General features: G+C 73.4%; 21 protein-coding genes. 11 read left to right on the forward strand and 10 right to left on the reverse strand.

What is annotated here, in order from left to right:
* Positions 1-32: 32 nt before the first annotated feature.
* Both IF55_RS17515 and IF55_RS17520 read right to left on the reverse strand, forming a co-directional pair.
* The gene (locus IF55_RS17515) at positions 33-1076 is read right to left on the reverse strand and encodes a DUF6114 domain-containing protein (protein WP_211270002.1); all 1044 of its coding nucleotides are present in this window, start codon (positions 1074-1076) and stop codon (positions 33-35) included.
* Positions 1067-1681, reverse strand: coding sequence for a DUF6230 family protein (locus IF55_RS17520; RefSeq protein WP_030882581.1), 615 nt, complete (start codon positions 1679-1681; stop codon positions 1067-1069). The genes IF55_RS17515 and IF55_RS17520 overlap by 10 nt, the downstream gene beginning before the upstream one ends.
* A gap of 164 nt (positions 1682-1845) precedes the next feature.
* On the opposite strand from IF55_RS17520, the gene IF55_RS17525 reads away from it, so the two are divergent.
* Positions 1846-2499, forward strand: coding sequence for a TetR/AcrR family transcriptional regulator (locus IF55_RS17525; RefSeq protein WP_030882584.1), 654 nt, complete (start codon positions 1846-1848; stop codon positions 2497-2499).
* Positions 2500-2661: 162 nt separating this feature from the next.
* On the opposite strand, the gene IF55_RS17530 is transcribed toward IF55_RS17525, so the two are convergent.
* Positions 2662-3996, reverse strand: a complete 1335-nt coding sequence (locus tag IF55_RS17530) for a glycoside hydrolase family 18 protein (RefSeq protein WP_030882588.1) — start codon at positions 3994-3996, stop codon at positions 2662-2664.
* Between the two features lie 317 nt (positions 3997-4313).
* On the opposite strand from IF55_RS17530, the gene IF55_RS17535 reads away from it, so the two are divergent.
* Positions 4314-5486, forward strand: a complete 1173-nt coding sequence (locus IF55_RS17535) for an acyl-CoA dehydrogenase family protein (protein WP_030882593.1) — start codon at positions 4314-4316, stop codon at positions 5484-5486.
* Positions 5487-5661: 175 nt separating this feature from the next.
* Positions 5662-6237, forward strand: coding sequence for an AAA family ATPase (locus IF55_RS17540; protein WP_030882596.1), 576 nt, complete (start codon positions 5662-5664; stop codon positions 6235-6237).
* Between the two features lie 39 nt (positions 6238-6276).
* Here the strand turns inward: IF55_RS17540 and IF55_RS17545 are convergent, their stop codons facing one another.
* Positions 6277-7461: a threonine synthase gene (locus IF55_RS17545; RefSeq protein ID WP_048832117.1), complete on the reverse strand. Its 1185-nt coding sequence runs from the start codon at positions 7459-7461 to the stop codon at positions 6277-6279.
* A gap of 184 nt (positions 7462-7645) precedes the next feature.
* Positions 7646-8032, reverse strand: a complete 387-nt coding sequence (locus IF55_RS17550; RefSeq protein ID WP_030882600.1) for a hypothetical protein — start codon at positions 8030-8032, stop codon at positions 7646-7648.
* 197 nt (positions 8033-8229) lie between these two features.
* Here IF55_RS17550 and IF55_RS17555 point away from each other — a divergent pair, with 197 nt between their 5' ends.
* The 6 genes from IF55_RS17555 to fxsA all read left to right on the forward strand — a co-directional run bounded on the left by IF55_RS17555 (position 8230) and on the right by fxsA (position 15374).
* On the forward strand, positions 8230-8670 hold the full coding sequence (locus tag IF55_RS17555) for an Lrp/AsnC family transcriptional regulator (RefSeq protein ID WP_030882603.1): 441 nt from the start codon (positions 8230-8232) through the stop codon (positions 8668-8670).
* Positions 8671-8857: 187 nt separating this feature from the next.
* The gene (locus IF55_RS17560; protein ID WP_030882606.1) at positions 8858-10498 is read left to right on the forward strand and encodes an amidohydrolase; all 1641 of its coding nucleotides are present in this window, start codon (positions 8858-8860) and stop codon (positions 10496-10498) included.
* A gap of 592 nt (positions 10499-11090) precedes the next feature.
* Positions 11091-12803 (forward strand): apolipoprotein N-acyltransferase, encoded by a 1713-nt coding sequence (gene lnt / locus IF55_RS17565; RefSeq protein ID WP_030882609.1) that lies wholly within the window; start codon positions 11091-11093, stop codon positions 12801-12803.
* Complete coding sequence (locus IF55_RS17570) at positions 12800-13567, forward strand: polyprenol monophosphomannose synthase (RefSeq protein ID WP_030882611.1); 768 nt, start codon at positions 12800-12802, stop codon at positions 13565-13567. Before lnt ends, IF55_RS17570 begins: the two co-directional genes overlap by 4 nt.
* A 122-nt stretch (positions 13568-13689) precedes the next feature.
* Positions 13690-14655: an LLM class F420-dependent oxidoreductase gene (locus IF55_RS17575; RefSeq protein ID WP_030882614.1), complete on the forward strand. Its 966-nt coding sequence runs from the start codon at positions 13690-13692 to the stop codon at positions 14653-14655.
* Positions 14656-14804: 149 nt separating this feature from the next.
* Positions 14805-15374: an FxsA family membrane protein gene (fxsA, locus tag IF55_RS17580; RefSeq protein WP_030882616.1), complete on the forward strand. Its 570-nt coding sequence runs from the start codon at positions 14805-14807 to the stop codon at positions 15372-15374.
* 199 nt (positions 15375-15573) lie between these two features.
* On the opposite strand, the gene IF55_RS17585 is transcribed toward fxsA, so the two are convergent.
* A complete protein-coding gene (locus tag IF55_RS17585) occupies positions 15574-15948 on the reverse strand; it encodes an RNA polymerase-binding protein RbpA (protein ID WP_030882619.1) in 375 nt (124 codons plus the stop codon).
* A gap of 289 nt (positions 15949-16237) precedes the next feature.
* Positions 16238-16936 carry a membrane protein YczE gene (gene yczE / locus IF55_RS17590; RefSeq protein ID WP_398245272.1) on the reverse strand — a complete coding sequence of 233 codons (699 nt, stop codon included), beginning with the start codon at positions 16934-16936 and terminating at the stop codon, positions 16238-16240.
* Positions 16937-17145: 209 nt separating this feature from the next.
* On the opposite strand from yczE, the gene IF55_RS17595 reads away from it, so the two are divergent.
* A complete protein-coding gene (locus IF55_RS17595) occupies positions 17146-18648 on the forward strand; it encodes an SCO1417 family PLP biosynthesis transcription factor (RefSeq protein ID WP_030882628.1) in 1503 nt (500 codons plus the stop codon).
* A gap of 38 nt (positions 18649-18686) precedes the next feature.
* Here IF55_RS17595 and IF55_RS17600 read toward each other — a convergent pair whose 3' ends face one another.
* Both IF55_RS17600 and IF55_RS17605 read right to left on the reverse strand, forming a co-directional pair.
* Positions 18687-20252, reverse strand: coding sequence for a membrane protein (locus tag IF55_RS17600; protein ID WP_048832118.1), 1566 nt, complete (start codon positions 20250-20252; stop codon positions 18687-18689).
* A gap of 73 nt (positions 20253-20325) precedes the next feature.
* A complete protein-coding gene (locus IF55_RS17605; protein ID WP_030882634.1) occupies positions 20326-20520 on the reverse strand; it encodes a hypothetical protein in 195 nt (64 codons plus the stop codon).
* 433 nt (positions 20521-20953) lie between these two features.
* Here IF55_RS17605 and IF55_RS17610 point away from each other — a divergent pair, with 433 nt between their 5' ends.
* Positions 20954-21367, forward strand: coding sequence for an ankyrin repeat domain-containing protein (locus IF55_RS17610; protein ID WP_030882636.1), 414 nt, complete (start codon positions 20954-20956; stop codon positions 21365-21367).
* A 46-nt stretch (positions 21368-21413) separates the two neighbouring features.
* Here IF55_RS17610 and IF55_RS17615 read toward each other — a convergent pair whose 3' ends face one another.
* Entirely contained in the window at positions 21414-22418 is a 1005-nt protein-coding gene (locus tag IF55_RS17615; protein ID WP_030882639.1) for an amidohydrolase family protein, read from the reverse strand.
* Positions 22419-22421 lie beyond the last annotated feature (3 nt).

Raw genomic sequence — 22421 nt, forward strand, 5'->3', positions numbered from 1 at the left:
GGATCTGTCGCCGAGCCGCGGCCAACGGATGATCACGGCTCGGCGCGGTCCCCGTCGGCGGGCGCGCGCAGCGTCAGCCCGTCGGCGACGATCAGGTCCGAGGTGACCAGCGCCTGCTCGGCGTCCACGTTCGTCATGAACACGAAGGGCGGTACGACCGGCGGCACGGGCAACTGGTCGGGGGTGAAGGTGAGGCAGAGGAGGCCCTCCAGACACCCGCTGAACTTGGTGAGGTAGAGGGTGACGTCCCCGCTGAGGTCCAGCTTCCGCGCGCCGAGGGCCAGTTCGGGGCCGCCGTCGCGGGTGGTGAGCCGGTAGTCGGTGAGGGAGGCGGCCCGCATCTTGAGGACCATCGCCTTCACCGGGCCGTCGGCGGTGGGCACGTGGGTGACCCCGGCGAGCAGGAAGCCGTTCGGCGCGAACAGCGAGGTGCTGACGGTCGGCGCGCGCGCTGCCGCCGGCACGGGCACCGCCGCCGGGCCAGGCTCCGCCGCCTCGGCGGCCCGGCCCGGCGGCGGCACGACGGCGGCCAGCAGCACCACGGGCAGCACGGCCGCCAGCCTCCTGGGCCCCGGATCGTCCCGGACGGAGGGCAGCCGCGCGGTCGGCTCGTCGCCGCCCTCTTCCCGCGAGGCCGCGGGCGGGTCGTCGCCGTCCCCTTCCCGCGAGGCCGCGGGCGGCTTCCCGGGCGTCCAGCCGAACCCCATCGCGCTCCCCGCGATGCCCAGCCCCATTCCGATGAGGAACCCGCCCAGGTTCGTCGCGGCGAAGGACAGCACCGACAGGATCAGCGCGTTGACGCTCACGTAGTGCCGCGCGCCGGGCGCGTACCACAGGAAGAGCCCGGCGACGATCAGCGCCAGCCCGATGCCGATCGCCGCGAGCCCGCCCAGGCCCAGGCTCACCAGGACCGTGACCGGCGACAGCGGTACGAGCAGCAGCTCCGCCCCGCCGAGGACCAGCAGCAGCCCGGCCCAGAAGGGGCGGGTCCGCCGCCAGCCGCGGAAGGCCCGCCGCGCGTCCGGCAGCGGCAGCCGCTCGTCGAGGCGCCGGGCGAGCCGGGCGCTCAGAAGCACTTCTTGCCGTCCAGGCTCACATTGAGCCTGAGGCCCCGGAGCCGGAAGTTGCCGCCGGTCGCGGACCAGGCGTGCGAGCGGACCCCGGCCACGGTGATGTCACCGGCCTGGAGGCCGAATTTGCCCTTCTCGCCCTGGACGCCCGGCACCCGGTCCAGCGTGGAGGCGTCGCGGCCGATCTCGGCGGTGCCGAACCGGGCGTCGCCGACCAGGTCCTCGCCGTCGATGACGAGGCTGCTGGCCGTCACATCGCCCGCGTCGCCGCCCGCCGTCAGCTTGAACGTCACGGTCCCCAGCGGCGTGGAGACCGAGGCGGACTGGCAGATGTCGCTGAGCGTGGCGTCGCCGATGCCGAGCAGGGCGACCGGGTGGCCCTTGCCGTCCACGGACCGGTCGGTCTGCACATACGAGGAGAGGCCCTTGCTCGTCAGCTTCCCGGAGGAGACCTGGAAACTCGTGCCGGAGACGGCGAAGGACGCGGCCAGCGCCCCCTCGGCCATCACCGCCGCCATCGCGCCGACCGCGAGCACGGCGGGCACGGCGACGACCGCCGTCTTCTTCCAGGCCGTTCTGCCCTCCGGCAGTCGCCGGTTGGATCCGCTCACTGCTTCCTCCCCGGGGCAGCGATCATCGGACGGCTGCGGCGCAGCCGCGAACACGTGCAGACGCGCAGGGAAGTGCGGGGTGGCTCAGCCGCCGGGAGAAGTCCGCGGGGCGTGGCTCTGCCATACTGCGGAAATCCGGTGGCAGTTGGAGACTAGGGCTGAAATTGAATAATAGTCAACAGCGCGGTACGCGCGCTGCCCCAGCCGCTCGCGGCACCGAGCGCTCCCAGGCGCGCCGCGCCGAACTGATCGCGATCGGAAGGAGACTGTTCGCGGACACGTCCTACGACGCGCTGTCCATGGACGACATAGCCCGGCACGCGGGCGTCGCCAAGGGGCTCATCTACTACTACTTCAAGAACAAGCGCGGCTATTACCTGGCGATCGTCCAGGACTCCGTCGCCGAACTCGTCGTACGGGCCGCCTCCACCCACGATCTGCCGCCCGCCGAGCGCGTCCACCACACCATCGACGGCTACCTCCGCTACGCCCAGCACCACCAGGCCGCCTACCGCGCCATCGTCACCGGCGGCGTCGGCTTCGACGCCGAGGTGCTCGCGATCCGGGCCGAGGTGCGCGAGCAACTGCTGCTGGCGATCGCCCGGGGCGCGTGGGGGCGCGCCGACATCCCGCTCATCGCCCGGACCGCGCTGATCGGCTGGCTGTCGTCGGTGGAGGGCGTCACCCTCGACTGGCTGAGCCACCAGGGGCTGGAGCGCGACATGGTGCGCTCGCTGCTCGTCCGGGGCCTCGGCGACACGCTCCGTACGATCGAGGACTACGAGCCGGCGTTCCCGGCGCCGCCGCCCCTGCGCTGAACGGCGCGGGGCGGGCGGCCTGTCACGGCCGCCCGCCCCGGTACTTCCCCGCCGGTCTCTCTGTCCAACGTGTCGGACCTGTCGAACCCGTCAGTCCTGCCGGACCTGTCGGACCTGTCTGCCGGACCTGCCGGACCCGTCGGACCTGTCGGACCAGGACCCCTAGCTGATGGCCTTGATCAGTTCGCCGTTCGACGTGTCGCCGCTCAGCTCCCAGAAGAAGGTGCCGCCGAGGCCCTGCTGCTGCTTGTACTTCATCTTCCCGCCGATCGTGGCCGGGGTGTCGTAGCTCCACCAGTCGCTGCCGCACTTGGCGTAGGCGGTGCCGGCCACCGTGCCGTTCGCCGGGCACTTGGTCTTGAGGACCTTGTAGTCCTCGATGCCCTGCTCGTAGGTGCCGCCCGCCGGTCCGGTGGCGGTGCCGCCCGGCGCGGCCTGCGTGACGCCGGTCCAGCCGCGCCCGTAGAAGCCGATGCCCAGCAGCAGCTTCGAGGACGGGATGCCCATCTTCTTCAGCTTGGTGATGGTGGCGTCCGAGTTGAAGCCGTCCTTCGGGATGCCCTGGTACGCCGTGAGCGGCGAGTGCGGGGCGGTCGGGCCCTTCGCGTCCCAGGCGCCGAAGTAGTCGTACGTCATGGGGTTGTACCAGTCGACGTAATTCGCGGCGCCCGCGTAGTCGGCCTTGTCCAGCTTGCCGCCGCTGGAGGCGTCGGCGCTGATCGCGGCGGTGACGAGGTTGCCCGTGCCGAACTTCGAACGCAGCGCGGAGAGCACCTTCTTGAGGGCGTCCTTGCCACTGCTGTCGCAGGTCAGGCCACAGTCGTTGGGGTACTCCCAGTCGATGTCGATGCCGTCGAAGACATCGGCCCAGCGCTTGTCCTTGACCAGGCTGTAGCAGGAGTCGGCGAAGGCCGCGGGGTTCTTGGCCGCCTCGCCGAACCCGCCGGACCAGGTCCAGCCGCCGAAGGACCAGAGCACCTTGAGGTTCGGGTGCAGCTTCTTGAGCTTGCGCAGTTGGTTGAAGTTGCCGCGCAGCGCGCCGTTGTCCCAGGTGTCGGCCTTGCCGTCGACGCTGCTGGAGGCGTCGTACGCGCGGTCGTAGTCGGCGTAGGAGTCGCCGATGGCGCACTTGCCGCCGGTGACGTTGCCGAACGCGTAATTGATATGGGTGAGCTTGGCGGCGGAACCGGACGTCTCGATGTTCTTGACGTGGTAATTGCGCTGGTAGACGCCCCAGTTGGTGAAGTATCCGACGACCTTGCCGCCGGCGGCGGCCGTGTCCTGCCCGGCCTGCCGATCCTGCTGGAGGGCGCTCACCGGAGCGCTCGCGTCGCTCTGCGCGGCGGCGGCCGGCTCGGCCTTGGGGGCGACGGCCGTGGGGACCGTGCCCGCCGCGGCGGTGCCGGCGAAGAGCGTGGTGGCGAGCAGCGCGGCGCCGGCGGCGGTGGCCGCGAAGAGGCCGCGGGGGCGGGGGCGGTTTCCGTGCGGTCTGAGCATGGTTCTCCTCGGTGGGAAGGGGAGATGGGGGGTGGGCTGCTCAACTTGACATGAACGCGAACCTTGTTGCCCGATGAACCGTAGATGGACTAGACCAGTGCGTCAATGGTTCGGACCAATTCCGTTCATCCGCAGGCCATGACCGGTGAACCCGTGACGCGGGGCCTCCGATCGGGCATACTCCAACCCGCCACAGCCGCAGGTCACCCCCCTCCGAGACCCGGAGCGAGACCATCGGCGAGGCAGCACCAACCGGCAGCACCGCCACACCCCGCGCGCCCGCTGCCGTCGCGCCCGACAGGGAGGAGAGCACCGCCATGTCCCACCCCGGCCCGCAGCCGGTGGAGCGTCAACTGCCCACCGAGGAGGCCCGCGACCTGCTCGCGCTCGTCCGCGAGATGGCCCAGCGGGAGATCCAGCCCAAGGCCGCCGAGGAGGAGGACGCCGGGCACTTCCCGCGCGACGTGTTCGCCCTGCTCTCCCGGTCCGGACTGCTCGCGCTCCCGTACGCCGAGGAGTTCGGCGGCGGGGGCCAGCCCTACGAGGTCTACCTCCAGATCCTCGAAGAACTCGCCGCCGCCCGGCTCACCGTCGGCCTCGGCGTCAGCGTCCACAGCCTCGCCTGCCACGCGCTCGCCGGCTTCGGCACCAAGGAGCAACAGGCCGCGCACCTGCCCGCGATGCTCGGCGGCGGCCTGCTCGGCGCGTACTGCCTCTCCGAGCCCGCGGCCGGCTCCGACGCCGCCTCCCTGCGCACCCGCGCCGCCCGCGACGGCGACACCTGGACCATCGACGGCAGCAAGGCGTGGATCACCCACGGCGGTGTCGCCGACTTCTACACCGTCCTGGCCCGCACCGGCGGTGAGGGCCCGCGCGGCATCTCCGCCTTCCTCGTGCCCGGCGACGCCGAGGGCCTCACGGCCGCGCCGCCCGAGCGCAAGATGGGCATGAAGGGATCGCCCACCGCCGGCGTCCACTTCGACGGCGTGCGGGTCGGCGACGACCGCCGGATCGGGGAGGAGGGCCAGGGCTTCGCCATCGCCCTCTCCGCCCTCGACTCCGGCCGCCTCGGCATCGCCGCCTGCGCCATCGGAGTCGCCCAGGCCGCCCTCGACGAGGCCCTCGCGTACACTGGCGGCCGTCGGCAATTCGGACGTCCCATCGCCGACTTCCAGGGCCTGCGCTTCATGCTCGTCGACATGGCCACCCAGATCGAGGCCGGTCGCGCCCTGTACCTCACCGCCGCCCGGCTGCGCGACGCCGGGCTGGCCTTCTCCAAGCAAGCCGCCATGGCGAAGCTCTTCTGCACCGACACCGCGATGCGCGTGACCACGGACGCCGTCCAACTCCTCGGGGGCTACGGCTACACCGTCGACTTCCCCACGGAGCGCTACATGCGCGAGGCCAAGGTCCTGCAGATCGTCGAAGGCACCAACCAGATCCAGCGCATGGTCGTCGCCCGCCATCTCGTGGGCCCCGAATCACGCTGAACAGCCCCGGCGACGGGGCGGAAAGCAGCCCCGTATGCCAGCAATGGAAACGCCGGGATCACCGGCATCACCCGGATCACCGGCATCACTCGGATCGGCGGGCCCGGCAGGATCAGCCGACCCCGCCGGCTCGACCGGATCAGCCGGCCCGACCGGATCAGCCGGCCCGACCGCGGTGCGGCCGTCCCCAGCCGTCCAGCCGGACACGGAACGGTTCATCGTCGTCACCGGAGGCCCCGGCTCCGGCAAGAGCACCCTGATCGACCGCCTGGAGCAGGCGGGCCACGCGCGGACGCACGAGGCCGGCCGCTCCATCATCCAGGACCAAGTGGCCATCGGCGGCCGGGCGCTGCCCTGGCACGACCGGCGCCTCTTCGCCGAGCTGATGCTCGACCGCGACCTGTGCGGCCACCGCCGGAGCGCCGCCGAACAGGCCCATGTCTTCTTCGACCGCGGCATCCCCGACATCGTCGGCTACCTGCGGCTCGAAGGGCTCCCCGTGCCGCCCCACCTGCACGCCGCCGCCCAGCGCTTCCGGTACCGCCGCCGGGTGTTCATCGCCCCGCCGTGGCCGGATATCTACACCCAGGACGCCGAGCGCAGACAGTCCTACGAGACCGCGCGCCGCACGCACGACGCGATGGCGGCGGCCTATACCGCGTACGGCTACGAATTGGTACCCCTGCCCCGCGCGAGCGTCGAGGAACGCGTGCGCTTCGTGACACGGGAACTCGCCCGGCAGGGTGCCTGACCGGCTCGCGGTTCGGGGCCCGGCGGCGCCGGGCCCCCGTCAGGCCGTCAGCCGGGTCACTTCCGGGACCCGCTCCTCGGCCTTGCCCGCGGGGACGCTGGCGATGTCCTTGAGGCCCGTGGCCGTGCCGATCACCACCACCGGCTCCCCGTGCTCGTACGCCCAGCGCCGCCCGGCCGCCACGCCCACCGCCGAGGAGGGCTCGACGAACAGCCCCTGCGCGCCCAGCGCCCGGTGCTCCGCCATGAACTCCTCGGTGGGGACGGCGACCGCGTGGCCCGCCGAGCGCCACAGCGCGTCCAGCCCCTGCCATACGGGCCGCGACTCGCCGAGCGAGAAGGCGGGGGAGGGGCCCCGCTCCACCGTCGTGTGTTCCTGCGCCGACCGGCCCGTACGGGCCAGGGCAGCGGTGTAGGGCGCCCCCGTCGCGGGTTCGGCCGCGACCAGCCGGGGCGTGCGCGACACCAGTCCGGCGGCCCGCAGTTCACGGAAGCCCCGGCCGATGCCCGCGAGCAGGTCGGCGCGGCAGGTGGGCACCACGACCGCGCCGATCCGCTCGCCGAAGTCCCGCGCGATCTCGTACGCGACGCTCTTGTAGCCCTCGTTGGCATAGGCGTTGCCGCCGGCCGGCGGCTGGGCGAACGTCGTCAGCGGATACCAGCCGAGCCGTTCGACGCCCTCGCGCATGGCGGCGTTGCGCGCCACGTGGTCGTCGCGCTCGACCCGCGCCGCGCCGAGCGCGTCGATCTGGGCGCGCAGCGGATCGGGCACCCCGCGGGCGGTGAGGACCACGCACCGCAGCCCGGCCCGCGCGGCGTACGCGGCGGCGGCCGTGCCCGCGTTGCCGGACGAGGCGGCCACGACGGTGTCCGCCCCGGCGTCCAGCGCGGCGGCGACCCCGACGCTCATCGCGCGGTCCTTGTGCGACCCGGTGGGGTTGGCCCCCTCGGTCTTCACCCACAGCTCGCCGGCGCCCGCGTCCGCGAGCGGGATACGGACGTTGGGCGTGCCGCCCTCGCCGAGCGTCACCGGGCCGGCCGAGACGGGCAGTGCCCCGGGCCAGCCCCACGGCCCGCCCGGGTAGCGCTCCAGGGACAGCCCGGACAGATCGGCGAGGGGCGGGGCCGCGTTGACCCCGAGCCCCTCGGCGGCGCACTCGGGACAGCCGGTGAAGCCCGTTACGAGAACGCCGCAGCGCAGGCAGTGCAGTGGTGGTGACGTCACAGGAGGCTCCCGGGTACGTACGGGGAAGGACCGGACGCCTCGTGCGGCTCGTACGCCTCGTGCGTCGCAGAAGAATCGTACGGCTGCGAGGCGAGGGGTCGAAAAGTGGTCAGGAACGCTCGGGGACGGGCAGGAACGGGCCGCCGGGTGCCGACAGGGGCTCCGCGGTCCCCGGGGCGGTGGCTCAGAGCCGGCGCCGCATCCGGGGGACCCGGAGCGGACGGGAGGCGGGGCCGCCGATGTGCGAGAACGGCTGCCGCCGCCAGTCCAGGCTCTCCGGGAGCGTCAACAGCAGCGTGGCATCGCGCTCTTGGGCTCCCGGGGCGTCGTCGGCCGGGGAGGCGTCCGCGACGCCGCGCCCCGCGCCCGGGCAGACCGTGAGCCCGAACGGATTCCATGGGGAGGGGCAGAGCGCGTGCTCGGGCAGCACGTCCTCGTCCGCCAGCAGCGCGATCGGCGCCGCGCAGTCCGGGCAGATCACCCGGAACATCTCGTAGGTCTCGTAGGTGTCGTCAGCGCTGTCGGCGGTGTTGCCGGTGTCGCCCTCATCGAGGCGTTCAGGGCTGGGCATAGTGGGATCTCCCCCTCAGATGGGCCGGTCAGGCGACGTGGCCTCGACCACAGCAAGGATTTCCCTGGCGACCGCGCGGATAATCGCAGCGCGCCGACGGACACGGGTGAAGGGATGTGGCGTTCGTCACATGCCGCGCGCAGTTGCGCCGCCGCCGACTGTGCCCGATCGCCCCCGACCCCATAAGGTGATCCGCTGTGGAGGAGCTGGACAGACAAATCGTGGAGCTGCTCGTCAAGGACGGGCGGATGAGCTACACCGACCTGGGCAAGGCCACCGGCCTGTCCACCTCGGCGGTGCACCAGCGCGTGCGCCGCCTCGAACAGCGCGGCGTCATCCGCGGCTACGCGGCCGTCGTCGACCCCGAGGCCGTGGGGCTCCCCCTCACCGCGTTCATCTCGGTCAAACCCTTCGACCCGAGCGCGCCCGACGACATCGCCGACCGGCTCGCCGACATCCCCGAGATCGAGGCGTGCCACAGCGTCGCGGGCGACGAGAACTACATCCTCAAGGTGCGCGTCGCCACCCCCCTCGAACTCGAACACCTCCTCACCCGCATCCGCTCGCTCGCCGGCACCTCCACCCGCACCACCGTCGTCCTGTCCACCCCCTACGAGGCCCGGCCGCCCCGCATCTGACCGGCGGGCGTCCCGCGTTCCCGTGGGAGCGCGACCCCGGTGCGGGAACCGTGCCCCCAGGGACGAGACTGGACGGGTCCGTACGCCGCTCCGCACGGCGCGCACGCCCGCGCGCGAGCCCCACCGCGAGGTGGACGGCAGCACCGAGCGCGGCCCGGCCCGAACGACACCACGAGGCGAAGAACCAGTGACCGAACCCACCCCCGCCGAGGCCCCGAGCCGCACCGTTCTGCTCCGCGGCGGCACCGTCCACAGCCCCGCCGACCCCTTCGCGACCGCCATGGTCGTCGAGCGCGGCAGCGTCGCCTGGGTCGGCTCCGAGGGCGCGGCGGACTCCTTCGCCGACGGCGTCGACGAGACCGTCGACCTCAACGGAGCGCTCGTCACGGCGGCGTTCACGGACGCACACGTGCATACGACCGCCACCGGGCTCACGCTCACCGGCCTCGACCTCTCGGACGCCCGTACCCTCACCGACGCGCTCGACCGGGTACGGGCCCACGCGGCCGCGCACCCGGCGGACCGCGTCCTCCTCGGCCACGGCTGGGACGCCACCCGCTGGCCCGAGGCGCGCCCGCCCTCCCGGGCCGAACTCGACGCGGCGACGGGCGGCCGACCGCTCTATCTCACCCGCGTCGACGTCCACTCCGCCGTCGTCACCAGCGCCCTCCTCGACCTGGTGCCCGGCGTCACCGGGCGCTCCGGGTACGCCGCCGACGCGCCGCTGACCGGGGACGCGCACCACGCCGTGCGCGCCGCCGCGCACGAGAGCGTCACCCCGGCCCAGCGCACGGCCGCCCAGCGCGCCGCCCGCGCCCACGCCGCCGCCCAGGGCATCGGCTCGCTCCACGAGTGCGCCGGACCCGACATCTCCAGCCCCGAGGACCTGACCGGCCTGCTGGCCCTCGCCGCCGAGGAGCCGGGCCCCCGCGTCTTCGGCTACTGGGCCGAAGCCATCACAGAAGCAAAGGAAGCCGACCGCATCCGCGAGCTCGGCGCGATCGGCGCGGCCGGCGACCTCTTCGTCGACGGCTCCCTCGGCTCACACACCGCCTGCCTGCACGAGCCCTACGCCGACGCCACCCACACCGGCGTCGCGCACCACGACGCGGCGGCCATCGCGGCCCACGTCGCCGCCTGCACCGAGGCGGGCCTCCAGGCCGGCTTCCACGCCATCGGGGACGCCGCCGTCGCCGCCGTCGTGGAGGGGGTGCGCGCCGCCGCAGACCGGGTCGGCCTCGCCCGTATCCGCGCCGCCCGGCACCGCGTCGAGCACGCCGAGATGCTCACCCCCGAGACCATCGCCGCCTTCGCCGAACTGGGCCTCACCGCCTCCGTACAGCCCGCCTTCGACGCGGCCTGGGGCGGCGAGGACGGCATGTACGCGCAGCGACTGGGCAGGGAGCGGGCCCGTACGCTCAATCCGTACGCCGCCCTGCTGCGCGCCGGCGTGCCGCTCGCGCTCGGGTCCGACAGCCCGGTCACCCCCCTGGACCCCTGGGGCACGGTGCGGGCCGCCGCCTTCCACCGCACTCCCGAGCACCGCGTCTCCGTACGCGCCGCCTTCACCGCCCATACGCGCGGCGGCTGGCGCGCGGTGGGCCGCGACGACGCCGGGGTGCTCGTCCCCGGAGCCCCGGCGGACTACGCGGTCTGGGAGACCGGCGACCTCGTCGTGCAGGTGCCGGACAGCCGGGTCGCCGACTGGTCCACCGACCCCCGCTCCGGCACTCCGGGCCTGCCCGATCTGACCCCCGGCCGCCAACTGCCGGTCTGCGTCCGCACGGTGGTCGGCGGCCGGACCGTCCACGAGCGGCCGAACGAGTGATGTACGGTCGCCCCGTACCGCCGAACGACGTGCCGTCGGCCTGTCGCCCCCTGCCCGCGCTCTCCGTACTGACCTGCTGATTTGAGACAACGACGCAGGTCATGTGAGTGTTGACAGGGTGCGGGCGACGGCGGGTAGGTTCGGCGGAGTCCACCACAGGACGCCCGGTCGGGAATCCTCCGCCTAGTCATCGAACGCCGCTGGGCCAGGGGGCGGTGAGCCGCGAAGGCACACCGCCACTGGGAGCCAGGTCCAGCGCACGGGGGCGAGGGAAGGTTTCTCCAGGCCGGCAGGTGGGACCCGGGTGGGGCCCGGGCGTTCAGTAGACAACGGCTTTCGGTCGACCCGCAGCCAGCGGGCCCCAGGTCGGCCCGAAGGACTCTGGGCCCCCATCCGCAGTCCCCCTCCGCGGGGCCGCGCGCCGCCGCCCCTCCCGGCCCGCGAGGCCGCCCGGAACATCTCCGTTCCCGCGCCCGCCGGCCCTCCCGCGCCCTTCTTGGCGCACCTTCCTTTACCCACCCTGGGGCCGCACCGCAATCTCGTCGGTATACCGTCTGCTCACCACCGCACGACCTGCAAGGAAGGCCGTCACGTGCCCTCGGGTTCCGACACCACCGCCGCATCCGCCCCCGGCGGTCCGGCAGCCACGCCACAGGCGGACGACCCGGCGCCGGACGACGCCGGGGAGGAGCCCGTGCCCGCCGACACCGAAGAGAAGCCCGCCGCCCGCCCCGGCCGCGCCCGGCGCTTCGCGCTGCTCGTGCGCCGGGAGGCGCCGCGCACCGGGCTCGCCGTCCTCGGCGGCCTCGCCCTGACCGCGGCGTTCCCGCCGTACGATCTGTGGCCGCTGTCGCTCGTCGCCGTCGCCGCCCTGAGCCTGCTCACCCGGGGCCGTACCGCCCGCCAGGGCGCGTGGACCGGCTTCGCCTTCGGCCTGCCGTTCTTCTTCTTCCTGCTGCGCTGGCTGCGCGTGGTCGGCTACGACGCCGTCGTCGGACTGTCGGTCGCCGAGGCGCTCTTCGTCGCCCTGCTCGGCGCGGGCCTCGCCCGCGTCTCCCGGCTGCGCGGCTGGCCGCTGTGGACCGCCTGCCTGTGGGTCGCCCAGGAGTGGGCCCGCGACCGCGTCCCGTTCGGCGGCTTCCCCTGGGGGCGGCTCGCCTTCGCCAACACCGGCTCGTCCTTCACGCCCTTCGCGGCCCTCGGCGGCGCCCCCTTGGTGACCTTCGCGGTCGCCCTCGCGGGCGCCCTGCTGGCCGATGCCGTCGCCGCCGCGTGGCGGCTGCGGGCGACGGGGCCCCGGACCGTACGGGCCGCGCTGCCGGCCGTCGAGGCGCTCGCGCTGGCCGCCGCGGTCACGGTCGGCGCGTACGCCGTGCCCGTGCCGACCAAGGCCGACGACACGGCGGACATCGCCATCGTCCAGGGCAACGTCCAGCAGGCGGGCATGGACTTCCTCGGCCGCCCGATGATGATCCTCAACAACCACGTGGACGCCACCCTCAAGCTGGCGAAGGACGTGAAGGCGGGCCGGGTGAAGAAGCCCGACCTGGTGATCTGGCCGGAGAACTCCTCCGACCTCGACCCGTTCAAGTACCCCGAGGCGTACGACCGCATCCAGGAGGCCGTGCAGGCCGTCGGCGTGCCGATCCTCGTCGGCGCCCTCGTCGACCACCCCTCCAAGAAGGGGTACGTCTACAACGAGGGCATCGTCTGGGACCCCGAGAAGGGCCCCGGCGCCTCCTATACGAAGCAGCACCCCGTGCCCTTCGGCGAGTACGTGCCCTTCCGCGCCGAACTGAGCAAGCTGATCACCCGGTTCCAGCGGGTACCCCGCGACTTCTACCCGGGCGACCACACCGGCGTCCTCCAGGTCGGCCCGGCCCGCCTCGGCGACGTCATCTGCTTCGAGGTCGCCTACGACGAGATCGTCCACGACACGGTGCGGGCGGGGGCGCGGGCCCTGGTCGTCCAGACCAACAACGCCACCTACGGCCGCACCGGCCAGCCCGAGCAGCAGCTCGCGATGTCCAAGCTGCGCGCCGTCGAACACGGCCGCGCCGTCGTCACCGCGGCCACCAGCGGCATCAGCGCGGTCGTCGCGCCCGACGGCACGGTGGAGCGGCGCAGCGCGGAATTCACCCAAGAGGTCCTGAACGCCCGCATCCCATTGCGTGACGGGACCACCGTCGCCGACCGCGTCGGTGCGGCGCCCGAGTGGGTGATCGCTATGGTGGGCCTCCTGTCCTGCGCGGTCGCGATCATGCTCGGCCGCTGGGGACGTTCGGACAAGAAGGGACAGCAGTGAACGACGGCGCTCAGCGGAAGTACGGTCCGCTCGGCAGGACTTTGGTGATCATCCCGACCTTCAACGAGGCGGAGAACATCAAGCCCATCGTCGCCCGGGTGCGGTCCGCCGTCCCCGAGGCGCACATCCTCGTCGCCGACGACAACAGCCCCGACGGCACCGGGAAGCTCGCCGATGAGCTCGCCGCCGAGGACGACCACGTCAAGGTCATGCACCGCAAGGGCAAGGAAGGGCTCGGCGCGGCCTACCTCGCCGGCTTCCGCTGGGGTCTCGACAACGACTACGGCGTCCTCGTGGAGATGGACGCCGACGGCTCCCACCAGCCCGAGGAACTGCCCCGGCTGCTGACCGCGCTCAAGAGCGCCGACCTCGTCCTCGGTTCCCGCTGGGTGCCCGGCGGGCGCGTCGTGAACTGGCCCAAGCACCGCGAGTACCTCTCCCGCGGCGGCTCCACCTACTCCCGGCTGCTGCTCGACGTCCCCATGCGCGATGTCACGGGCGGCTACCGGGCCTTCCGCAGGGAGACGCTGGAAGGGCTGGGCATGGACCAAGTGGCCTCCCAGGGCTACTGCTTCCAGGTCGACCTGGCCTGGCGCGCGGTCAAGGCCGGGTTCCATGTCGTGGAGGTCCCCATCACCTTCGTCGAGCGCGAGCTGGGCGACAGCAAGATGTCCAAGGACATCCTGGCCGAGGCGCTGTGGCGGGTCACGACCTGGGGCGTCGGCTCGCGGGTCAACAAGGTGCTCGGCCGCCGGAACGGCTGACGCCTCGACACGCCGTTCCTCCTGTTCACGCACCATTCCGCCTGTTCACGCGCCGTCGCGCCGGGTAACCGGTTCGGCGGCGCGTGATGTTTTGGGCAATGCGACTCGGGAACCCGCACAATATGGTGCAAATCGGCTACACAATGATGACCGAGCAGGCGGGGCCCCGAGACCTCGTGAACCATGTGGTCCGGGCCGAGCAGGCCGGATTCGACTTCTCCGTCACCTCCGACCACTACTCCCCGTGGCTCGCCTCCCAGGGGCACTCCCCGTACGCCTGGTCCGTCCTGGGCGCCGCGGCCCAGGCCACCTCCCGCATCCCGCTCATGTCGTACGTCACCTGCCCCACCACCCGCTACCACCCCGCGATCGTCGCCCAGAAGGCCGCCACCGTGCAGTTGCTCTCCGAGGGCCGCTTCCGGCTCGGCCTCGGCGCCGGCGAGAACCTCAACGAGCACGTCGTGGGCGGCGGCTGGCCCGGCGCCGGCGAGCGGCACGAGAAGCTCGCCGAGGCGATCGGGATCATCCGCGCCCTGTTCGAGGGGCAGACCCTCAACCACCACGGCGCGCATTACGACGTGGAGTCCGCCAAGCTCTGGGACCTGCCCGAACAGGCACCGCCGATCGGCGTCGCCGTCTCCGGGGAGGACTCCTGCGCGCTCGCCGGCCGCCTCGCGGACCTCGTCATCGGCACCGAGCCCAAGGCCGAGCTGCTGGAGGCTTTCGACCGACACGGGGGAGCGGGCAAGCCCCGGGTCGGGCAGTTGCCCATCTCCTACGACCCCGACCGGGACGCCGCCCTGCGCCGCGCCCACGACCAGTTCCGCTGGTTCGCCGGCGGCTGGAAGGTCAACTCCGAGCTGCCCGGCCCCGAGGCCTTCGCCGGGGCCACCCAGTTCGTACGGCCCGAGGACGTCGCGGAGACGATCCCGTGCGGCGACCGCCTCGACGACTTCGTCGAGGCCGTACGCCCGTACGCGGACGCGGGCTTCACCGAGATCGCCCTGGTCCAGATCGGCGGGGAGACCCAGCCCGGCTTCCTCGACTGGGCCGAACGCTCCCTGCTGCCCGCGCTGCGCACCCTGTGAGCGCTGTGAGGGCGTCTGTGAGTGCCGGAAGCGCTGGGAGCGGCGGCCGGGACGGATTCGTACCCGTTCCGGCCGCTTCCGCGCGGACCGTGCGCGGGCGGCGCGCCACCGGCGACGCGGCAGCGCACGGGTGCAGGCACACTTGAGGCATGACCTTCGGATCGCCGCCGCCGACAGCCGCCCGCCCGCCCCAGCGCTCACGGGCCCGCAAGCTCGTCCCGCTGGCCGTCGCCGCCTGGGCGGTGCTGGAGATCTGGCTGCTGATCCTGGTCGGCGAGGCCGCGGGCGGGCTCACCGTGCTGGCGCTGCTGGCCGCGGGCGTGCTGCTGGGCTCCGTGGTGATCAAGCGGGCGGGGCGGCGCGCCTGGGAGCGGCTGGCCCGTACGGTCCAGGCGGCCGAGAACCCCGCGACGGCCCCCGCCGGGCGGGAGAGCTCCGGCAATGGGCTGATGATGCTCGGCGGCCTGCTGATCATGATCCCCGGGCTGCTCTCCGACGCCGCCGGCCTGCTGTGCCTCTTCCCGCCGACGCGGGCGCTGCTGCGCAAGACCTTCGAACGGCGGCTGACGCGCCGGGCCGGCTACGCGCCGGGTTCCCTGGGTGACGCCTTCGAGCAGGCCCGTATGCACCGCCCGGACGGCAAGGTCGTCCCCGGAGAGGTGATCCGGGACGACGAGCCGCCCGCGCCGCGCCACGACGGCCCGCAGCTCCCGCACTGAAGCGAGCCCTGGGAGCCCGGCTCTCCCGGGCGCCCGTACGCCCAGGAGGGCCGCGGCCCGTACGCGATACGAACCGCGGCCCCGTATGGGCGCACAGCGGCCCTGTACGTGGCAGAGGCCCCGTACGCGCGCACAAGAGGGCCGGGCCCACCGCTCAGCGCGGTGGGCCCGGCCCTCTTGATCAATCGGTATGCCGCCCTCAGGCGGACTTGCGGTTGTCCCGCGGATGCACCGCAATGTTCATGGCACCCGAGCGGAGCACGGCCAGCCTCTCGGCCAGCACCTCCTCCAGCTCTTCGCGGGTGCGCCGCTCCATGAGCATGTCCCAGTGCGTACGCGCGGGCTTGCCCTTCTTCTCTTCCGGCCCTTCGCCGTCCACCAGGAGCGCCATGGCGCCGCACGCCTTGCACTCCCACTCCGGCGGAATTTCCGCCTCTACCGAGAACGGCATCTCAAATCGATGTCCGTTCGGGCATGCGTACTCCACCGCCTGGCGCGGGGCCAGATCGATGCCGCGGTCGGTCTCGTAGCTGGTAACCACGAGTCGCGTACCGCGGAGAGCTCGCTCACTCATGAATCGTGCCTCCCGGGCTTGTCGCCCACAGGACAGGTGTCGCTGTCGTCGTCATCCGGTCAACGTCCGGTCGGCGGTGAAGATTCCCGTTTCGGGACATGCGTCGCCCGTCGTGCCGCCCCTTGTTGTACCCACCTGCGCCCGGTTTGTCACATCTGGCAGCAGATGTCACCCTGTGTTTGCACCGTTTCAGCGCGCAGTAACGGTCCGCCCGGTGGGCCAAAGGCGTACACTACCGGCCCCGCGGCCCCAGCCGTAAATCAGGTCCGGAATCAAAGGCTCCTCCTCGCTACGCGCCCCCGCCGCGCGCGACCACCGTGGACGGTCCGGCCGGCGCCCCGGAGCCCCCGAAGCGGCGCAGGAAGAACTGCGCCAGCGGGCCGATCGCCAGCGCGTACACCACCGTGCCCGCCCCGGCCGAGCCGCCCAGCGCGAACCCCGTGACCAGCACGGCCACCTCGATGGCCGTCCGCACCAGGCGGATGGAGCGGCCCGTGCGCAGGTGCAGCCCGGTCATCAGACCGTCGCGCGGACCGGCGCCGAACCGCGCCGAGAGGTAGAGCCCGGTGGCCGCGCCGCACAGCGCGATGGCGAACACCAGCAGCGGGATCCGCGCCCACAGCGTGTGCGGCGACGGCATCAGGCTCAAGGTCGCGTCCATCGTCAGGCCCACCAGCAGGACGTTCGAGACCGTCCCGAGGCCGGGGCGCTGCCGCAGCGGCACCCACAGCAGCAGCACCAGCGCGCCGACGGTGATCGACGCCGTCCCGATCGAGATGCCGGTATGCCGCGCTATGCCCTGGTTGAGCACGTCCCACGGCGCCAGACCGAGCCCGGCGCGGAGCTGAAGCCCCGAGCTCGCCCCGTACAGCGCCAGCCCGACGTACAGCCGCACGAGCCGACTCGGCACCCGCCTCCCGCCGCTGCCCTTTCTCCTTCCCTCGCTCGGTCCGGCGGTCGTCTCGGATGCGGTGAACGCGGTGGGCAACGGAGGCTCCTCGATGGCGGTGGGCGACGGACGCGGGCCGGGCGGTGCCGACAGTGCTGACAGGGTTGACAGTGCTGACAGGGCGGGCTGGCAGTGCTGACAGCACCGGTCGGCGCTGGACAGTGGTGGAAGTGGCCTGCTTCGTGACACCCTGTGGCCTGGGAGATCGCAAGATCCATGGCCAATCCTCGGAAGGTGGATCGCAACTGATGGGGCAGTGGACATCGGCGGTGGGCTCCCCGCAGCTCGCCCGCCTCCTCGGATCGCAGCACGCACGCGCCGCCACGACGCCGGGCGGCCGGCGCGTACCCGCCTACCGCTCACTGGCCGACGGCGTCCGGCTGCTCGTCCTCGAAGGGCGGGTGCCCGTCGCCGCCCGCCTCCCCGCCGAGCGCGAACTCGCCGCCGCCCTCGCCGTCAGCCGCACCACCGTCGCCGCCGCCTACGAGGCGCTGCGCGGCGAGGGGTTCCTCGAATCCCGCCGCGGCGCGGGGAGCTGGACCTCCGTGCCCGCCGGGAAGCCGCTGCCGACCCGCGGCCTCGACCCGCTGCCGCCGGAGACCGCCGCCTCCGTCATCGACCTCGGCTGCGCGGCCCTGCCCGCCCCCGAACCCTGGCTCACCCGCGCCTTCCAGGGCGCCCTCGAAGAGCTGCCGCCCTACGCCCACACCCACGGCGACTTCCCGGCCGGGCTCCCCGTGCTGCGCGAGGCCATCGCCGACCGCTACACCGCCCGCGGCATACCGACCATGCCCGAGCAGATCATGGTCACCACCGGCGCCATGGGCGCCGTCGCCGCCATCTGCCGCCTCATCGCGGGCCACGGCGAGCGCGTCGCCGTCGAGTCGCCCTCGTACGCCAACGTCCTGCAGCTCATGCGCGAGACCGGCGCCCGCCTCGTGCCCGTCGCGATGGCCGACGCCCTCGCCGGCTGGGACCTCCCCGCCTGGCGCCAGGTCCTGCGCGACGCCGCCCCCCGAATGGCCTACGTCGTCGCCGACTTCCACAACCCCACCGGGGCGCTCGCCCCCGAGGAGCAGCGCCGCCGGCTCGTCGAGGCCGCCCGGTCCGCCGGTACGGTCCTGGTGGCCGACGAGACCATGTCGGAGCTCTGTCTGGACCCCGGCATCGAACGGCCCCGCCCCGTCTGCGCCTTCGATCCGGCGGGCAGCGCCGTCATCACCGTCGGCTCGGTCAGCAAGTCGTTCTGGGCCGGGCTGCGCATCGGCTGGGTCCGCGCCGCCCCCGATGTCATCCGCAGCCTGGTGGCTGCCCGCGCCTACGCCGACCTCGGCACGCCCGTACTCGAACAGCTCGCGGTCACCTGGCTGCTCACCACCGAGGGCTGGGACGAGTCCGCCGACCTGCGCCGCGCGCAGGCCCGCGAGAACCGCGACGCGCTCGTGGCCGCGGTCCGGCGCCACCTGCCCGACTGGGAGTTCGCCGTCCCGCACGGCGGCCTCACGCTGTGGACCCGCACCGGCGGCCTCTCCGGCTCGCGCATCGCCGAGGCGGGGGAGCGGCTCGGCGTGCGCGTCCCCTCCGGGCCCCGCTTCGGCGTCGACGGGGCCTTCGAGGGGTACGTGCGGCTGCCGTTCACCGTCGCGGGGCCGGTCGCCGAGGAGGCCGCCGTCCGACTGGCCGCCGCGACCCGGCTCGTGGCCACCGGGGCGACGGCTGAGGCCGAGACCCCGCGCAGCTACGTGGCCTGAGCGCCCTAGGGGACCGGGCGCGGCCTCCGGACGTGCCGCTACGTCGCCCGGACGGGCAGCGGTCCCTCGCCGTCGGGGCACGCCTCGGCGGCGGGTGCCGCGGCCGTGTGCCGCGGCAGCAGCTCCAGTACGGCCGTACGCCGCGCCTCGCCCGCCTCCTCGTCGTACGGGTCGGGGGTGTCCGGCACCTGGAGCCGGTGGACGGGGCCGGCGCCGAGCCGGGCGTAGCCGCGGCCGGGCGGCACCTCGCGGGCGGGCGTCGTGTGCGGCGGAGCGCCGAGCACGGCCCGTACCTGGTCGACCGTGGCCGGGCCGAGCACCACCCGGGCGCGGGTGTGGGTGCGTACGGGGGCGCGCAGCGTCTCCAGCGCGTCGAACTGCTCGGCCACCGCGACCGTGACATTGGCCGTGCGCCCGTGCCGCAGCGGTACGTGCAGCAGGTTCTGCGGCTCGCTCCGGCCGTCCGCCGCCGCGAGATGGCTCAGCGCGCTCGGCCGGTCCACGATGATCCACAGCGGCCGGCGCGCGTCCGGCGGCACAGGTCTGCCCGACTGGCGGGCCCGATTGGCGGCGATCAGCCGCCGCTCGGTCTCGTGCGCCGCCCACTCCAGCGCGGCGAGGGCGCCCGCCAGGCCCGACTCGACGGCCAGTACGCCCTCCCGCCCGGCCAGGCACGCGTACTCGCCCGTACCGCCGCCGTCGACCACGAGCGCGTCGCCGCCGTGCAGGGCCTGGAGCACGATCGAGCGCAGCAGCGTCGTGGTGCCGCTGCCGGGCTGGCCGACCGCCAGCAGATGCGGCTCCGTGGAGCGCGTGCCGGTGCGCCAGACCACCGGGGGCGCGTCGCGCGTCTCCTCGCCGTCGGTCACCGGCAGGGTCCGCGGCACGCCGGAGGGATCGGTGAAACCGAGCACGGTCTCACCCGGCGCGGTCACGAACCGCTGGGCGCGGATGCCGGTGGGAAGGGCCGCGAGGACGCTCAGCCGCAGAGTGTTGCCCTCCTCGTCCCAGTCGAAGAGGTATTCCCGGCCACGGCCGGACTTGGCGTGCAGCAACTGCTCGATCCTGGCGCGGGGTTCGGCCTCGCCGTCGGGGAAGTAGGCCGGGTAGCGCAGTTCGAGGCCGGTCAGCCGCCCGTCGTCGTCGAACGCGTACGCGCTGAACGCCTCCTGCCAGTCGCCGCCGTGCGCGTAGAGCGGATCGGGGTCCTCCGCCATCGAGAAGTACGGCACGAGGGCGTCGTACAGCGATTGGAGCCGCCCCGCCTCGGCCTCGCCCGGGCCGGTGTCGGCGGGGGTGCGGTCGCGCCCCGTCCACGCCGCCGCGGCCATCAGCGCGACCAGGGCGAGCAGCGGCCCGTACGGCAGCAGCGCGACGGCGAACACGCAGCCGGCCAGCCCGAACAGCGTGGCGCCGCGCCGTTCCCCGGGCGTCGCCGACCACCTGCGCCGTCCGGCGGCGGCCAGGCCGCGCAGGCCCCGCACGACGACGATCAGCGGGTACAGGACATCGGTCGCGGTGTCGGCGGCGGTGCGCGCGTACGCGCGGCCGCGGGCGATCGGCGCGCTGGCGGTGAGGATGCGGGGGAGGGGTCGCCGGCCCACGTCGGTCTCCAGTTGGTCGTGGTGCGGTCACGGGCGGCATGGGGACGCGCCCTGCTTTTTTCCCGGGGCCCGGTCAGAACTTGAGGCCGCCCAGCAGGCTGGCGAGGCTCGCGCCGCCGGCCTTGATGCTGGGGGCGATCGCGGTGCCCGCGAGGTAGAAGCCGAAGAGGGCGCAGACGAGGGCGTGGGACGCCTTGAGCCCGTCCTTGCGGAAGAAGAGGAACACGATGACACCGAGCAGCACGACGCCCGAGATGGTCAGGATCATGAGGTTTTCTCCTGGGAGGTGGGGGACGGTCACCATGGGTGCTCCCAGCCTCACAGAAGGTGCCTAAGTAGCAAAAGGGGCGAATGGGTGATTCATCATCAAAGCCATTCCAATGGCGGTCATGAAGCGCCGGCGGAAGCCCCGGCGGCCATGGGCGCCGCATCGGGCCCGTGCGCTGCGGCGATCCCGCCGGGCCCGCCGCCTCCCGCGCGGCACCGGCCCCGCATGTCAAGGAATCACCCATACGGCTTCACCGGCCGGATGCGCCCGCCGGGCCGGCCGGTGGCCCCGGGCCGGGGCCGCGGACCGGACGGTGGCCCCCGGGCCGGCTGACGCGGGAGCCGCGCGGATCGGACCGGGCTCCCCGCCGGTCTCCGGCCGTAGGGTGGGACGGAGCCCACGCCGAGGAGCAGCAGCCGGAGGATGACCAGCGATGAGTGAACAGCCCCCAGCGTCCGAGCCCGCCCACGACCCCGAGGTGCTCCAACTCGCCGCGAAGGTCTTCGACCTGGCCCGGCACGGCGACACCGACACGCTCGCGGCCTACGTGGACGCCGGAGTCCCCGTGAACCTCACCAACGACTCCGGCGACTCCCTCATCATGCTCGCCGCCTACCACGGCCACCCCGGCACCGTAGCGGCGCTCCTCCAGCGCTCCGCCGACCCCGACGCGGCCAACGACCGCGGCCAGACGCCGCTGGCCGGGGCCGTCTTCAAGGGCGAGGCCGAGGTGGTCCGGCTGCTCGTGGAGGGCGGCGCGGACCCGGCGGCCGGCTCGCCGTCGGCCATCGAAGCGGCGAAGGTCTTCGAACGGAGCGACTTCCTCGCCCTGTTCGAAGACCGTTGACCATCGGCCGGGACCCGGGGCATCGATCCCCGGGTCCCGGCCTACCTCACCGCGCCGCCCCCAGGTTCAGGAACCGCCGCGCGTTGCCGCCGAGGACGGCGGCCTTCGCGTCGGCGTCGAGGAACTCGGCGCGCTGGACCACCGCCCCCGCGGGCCGCTCGCCCAGCGGGTACGGGTAGTCGCTGCCGACCATCACCCGGTCGCTGCCCAGCGTGTCCACCAGCAGCCGCAGCGGCTCCGGCGCGAACACCACCGAATCCACGCTGAACCGGTCGAGATAGTGCGACGGGGGGAACTCCGACGTGGCGATGACGTCGCTCCGCCCGTGCCAGGCGTTCTCCATTCGGCCCAGCCAGAACGCGAACGACCCGCCGCCGTGCGCGAAGCACACCCGGAGCGTGTCCGGGACCTTGTCGAAGACACCGCCGAGGATCATCGCGAGGATCGACAGATGGGTCTCGGCGGGCATCCCGGTCAGCCACTGCGCCATCCAGCGGTCCAGGCGCGGCGAGTTCGCCATGTCCCAGGGGTGGATGAACACCGGGGCGCCGACGTCCGCGCAGTGCTGGAGGAACATCACCACGCCCGCCGAGTCCAGGTCCTGGTCGCCGACGTGGTTGCCGATCTCGACGCCCACATGGCCGGCCGCCAGGCACCGGTCGAGTTCGCGGCAGGCCGCCTCCGGGTCCTGGAGCGGCACCTGGGCGAACGGCAGCAGCCGGCCGGGCGCCGGGGAGCAGATCTCCAGGGCCAGGTCGTTGAAGACGCGGGAGACCTTCAGCGCCTCGGGGCCGGGGCGGCCGTAGGAGAAGAACACCGGCGTGGGGGAGACCACCTGGATGTCGATCCCGTCGGCGGCCATGTCCTTCAGCCGCACCTCGGCGTCCCAGCAGTCGGAGCCGATCCGGCGGAACTCCTTCGAGCCCACCATGATCATCGCGTCCCGCTCGCTCTCGATCCGCAGCGAGGGCCAGTCCGCGCCGCCCGCCAGGGCCCCGAGATCGGGCCAGCCGCGCGGCACGTAGTGGGTGTGGATGTCGATGACGCTCATCGG

This window comes from Streptomyces varsoviensis (assembly GCF_000718635.1).
Taxonomy (GTDB): Bacteria; Actinomycetota; Actinomycetes; order Streptomycetales; family Streptomycetaceae; genus Streptomyces; species Streptomyces varsoviensis.

Bases quoted from the DNA above. Each gene is read 5' to 3' on its own strand.
- IF55_RS17550 (WP_030882600.1), bottom strand. From the start codon at position 8,032: ATGCCCAGCCCTGAACGCCTCGATGAGGGCGACACCGGCAACACCGCC.
- IF55_RS17605 (WP_030882634.1), bottom strand. From the start codon at position 20,520: ATGATCCTGACCATCTCGGGCGTCGTGCTGCTCGGTGTCATCGTGTTC.
- IF55_RS17575 (WP_030882614.1), top strand. From the start codon at position 13,690: ATGGTGCAAATCGGCTACACAATGATGACCGAGCAGGCGGGGCCCCGA.
- IF55_RS17585 (WP_030882619.1), bottom strand. From the start codon at position 15,948: ATGAGTGAGCGAGCTCTCCGCGGTACGCGACTCGTGGTTACCAGCTAC.
- fxsA (WP_030882616.1), top strand. From the start codon at position 14,805: ATGACCTTCGGATCGCCGCCGCCGACAGCCGCCCGCCCGCCCCAGCGC.
- IF55_RS17610 (WP_030882636.1), top strand. From the start codon at position 20,954: ATGAGTGAACAGCCCCCAGCGTCCGAGCCCGCCCACGACCCCGAGGTG.
- IF55_RS17535 (WP_030882593.1), top strand. From the start codon at position 4,314: ATGTCCCACCCCGGCCCGCAGCCGGTGGAGCGTCAACTGCCCACCGAG.
- IF55_RS17595 (WP_030882628.1), top strand. From the start codon at position 17,146: ATGGGGCAGTGGACATCGGCGGTGGGCTCCCCGCAGCTCGCCCGCCTC.
- IF55_RS17530 (WP_030882588.1), bottom strand. From the start codon at position 3,996: ATGCTCAGACCGCACGGAAACCGCCCCCGCCCCCGCGGCCTCTTCGCG.
- IF55_RS17615 (WP_030882639.1), bottom strand. From the start codon at position 22,418: ATGAGCGTCATCGACATCCACACCCACTACGTGCCGCGCGGCTGGCCC.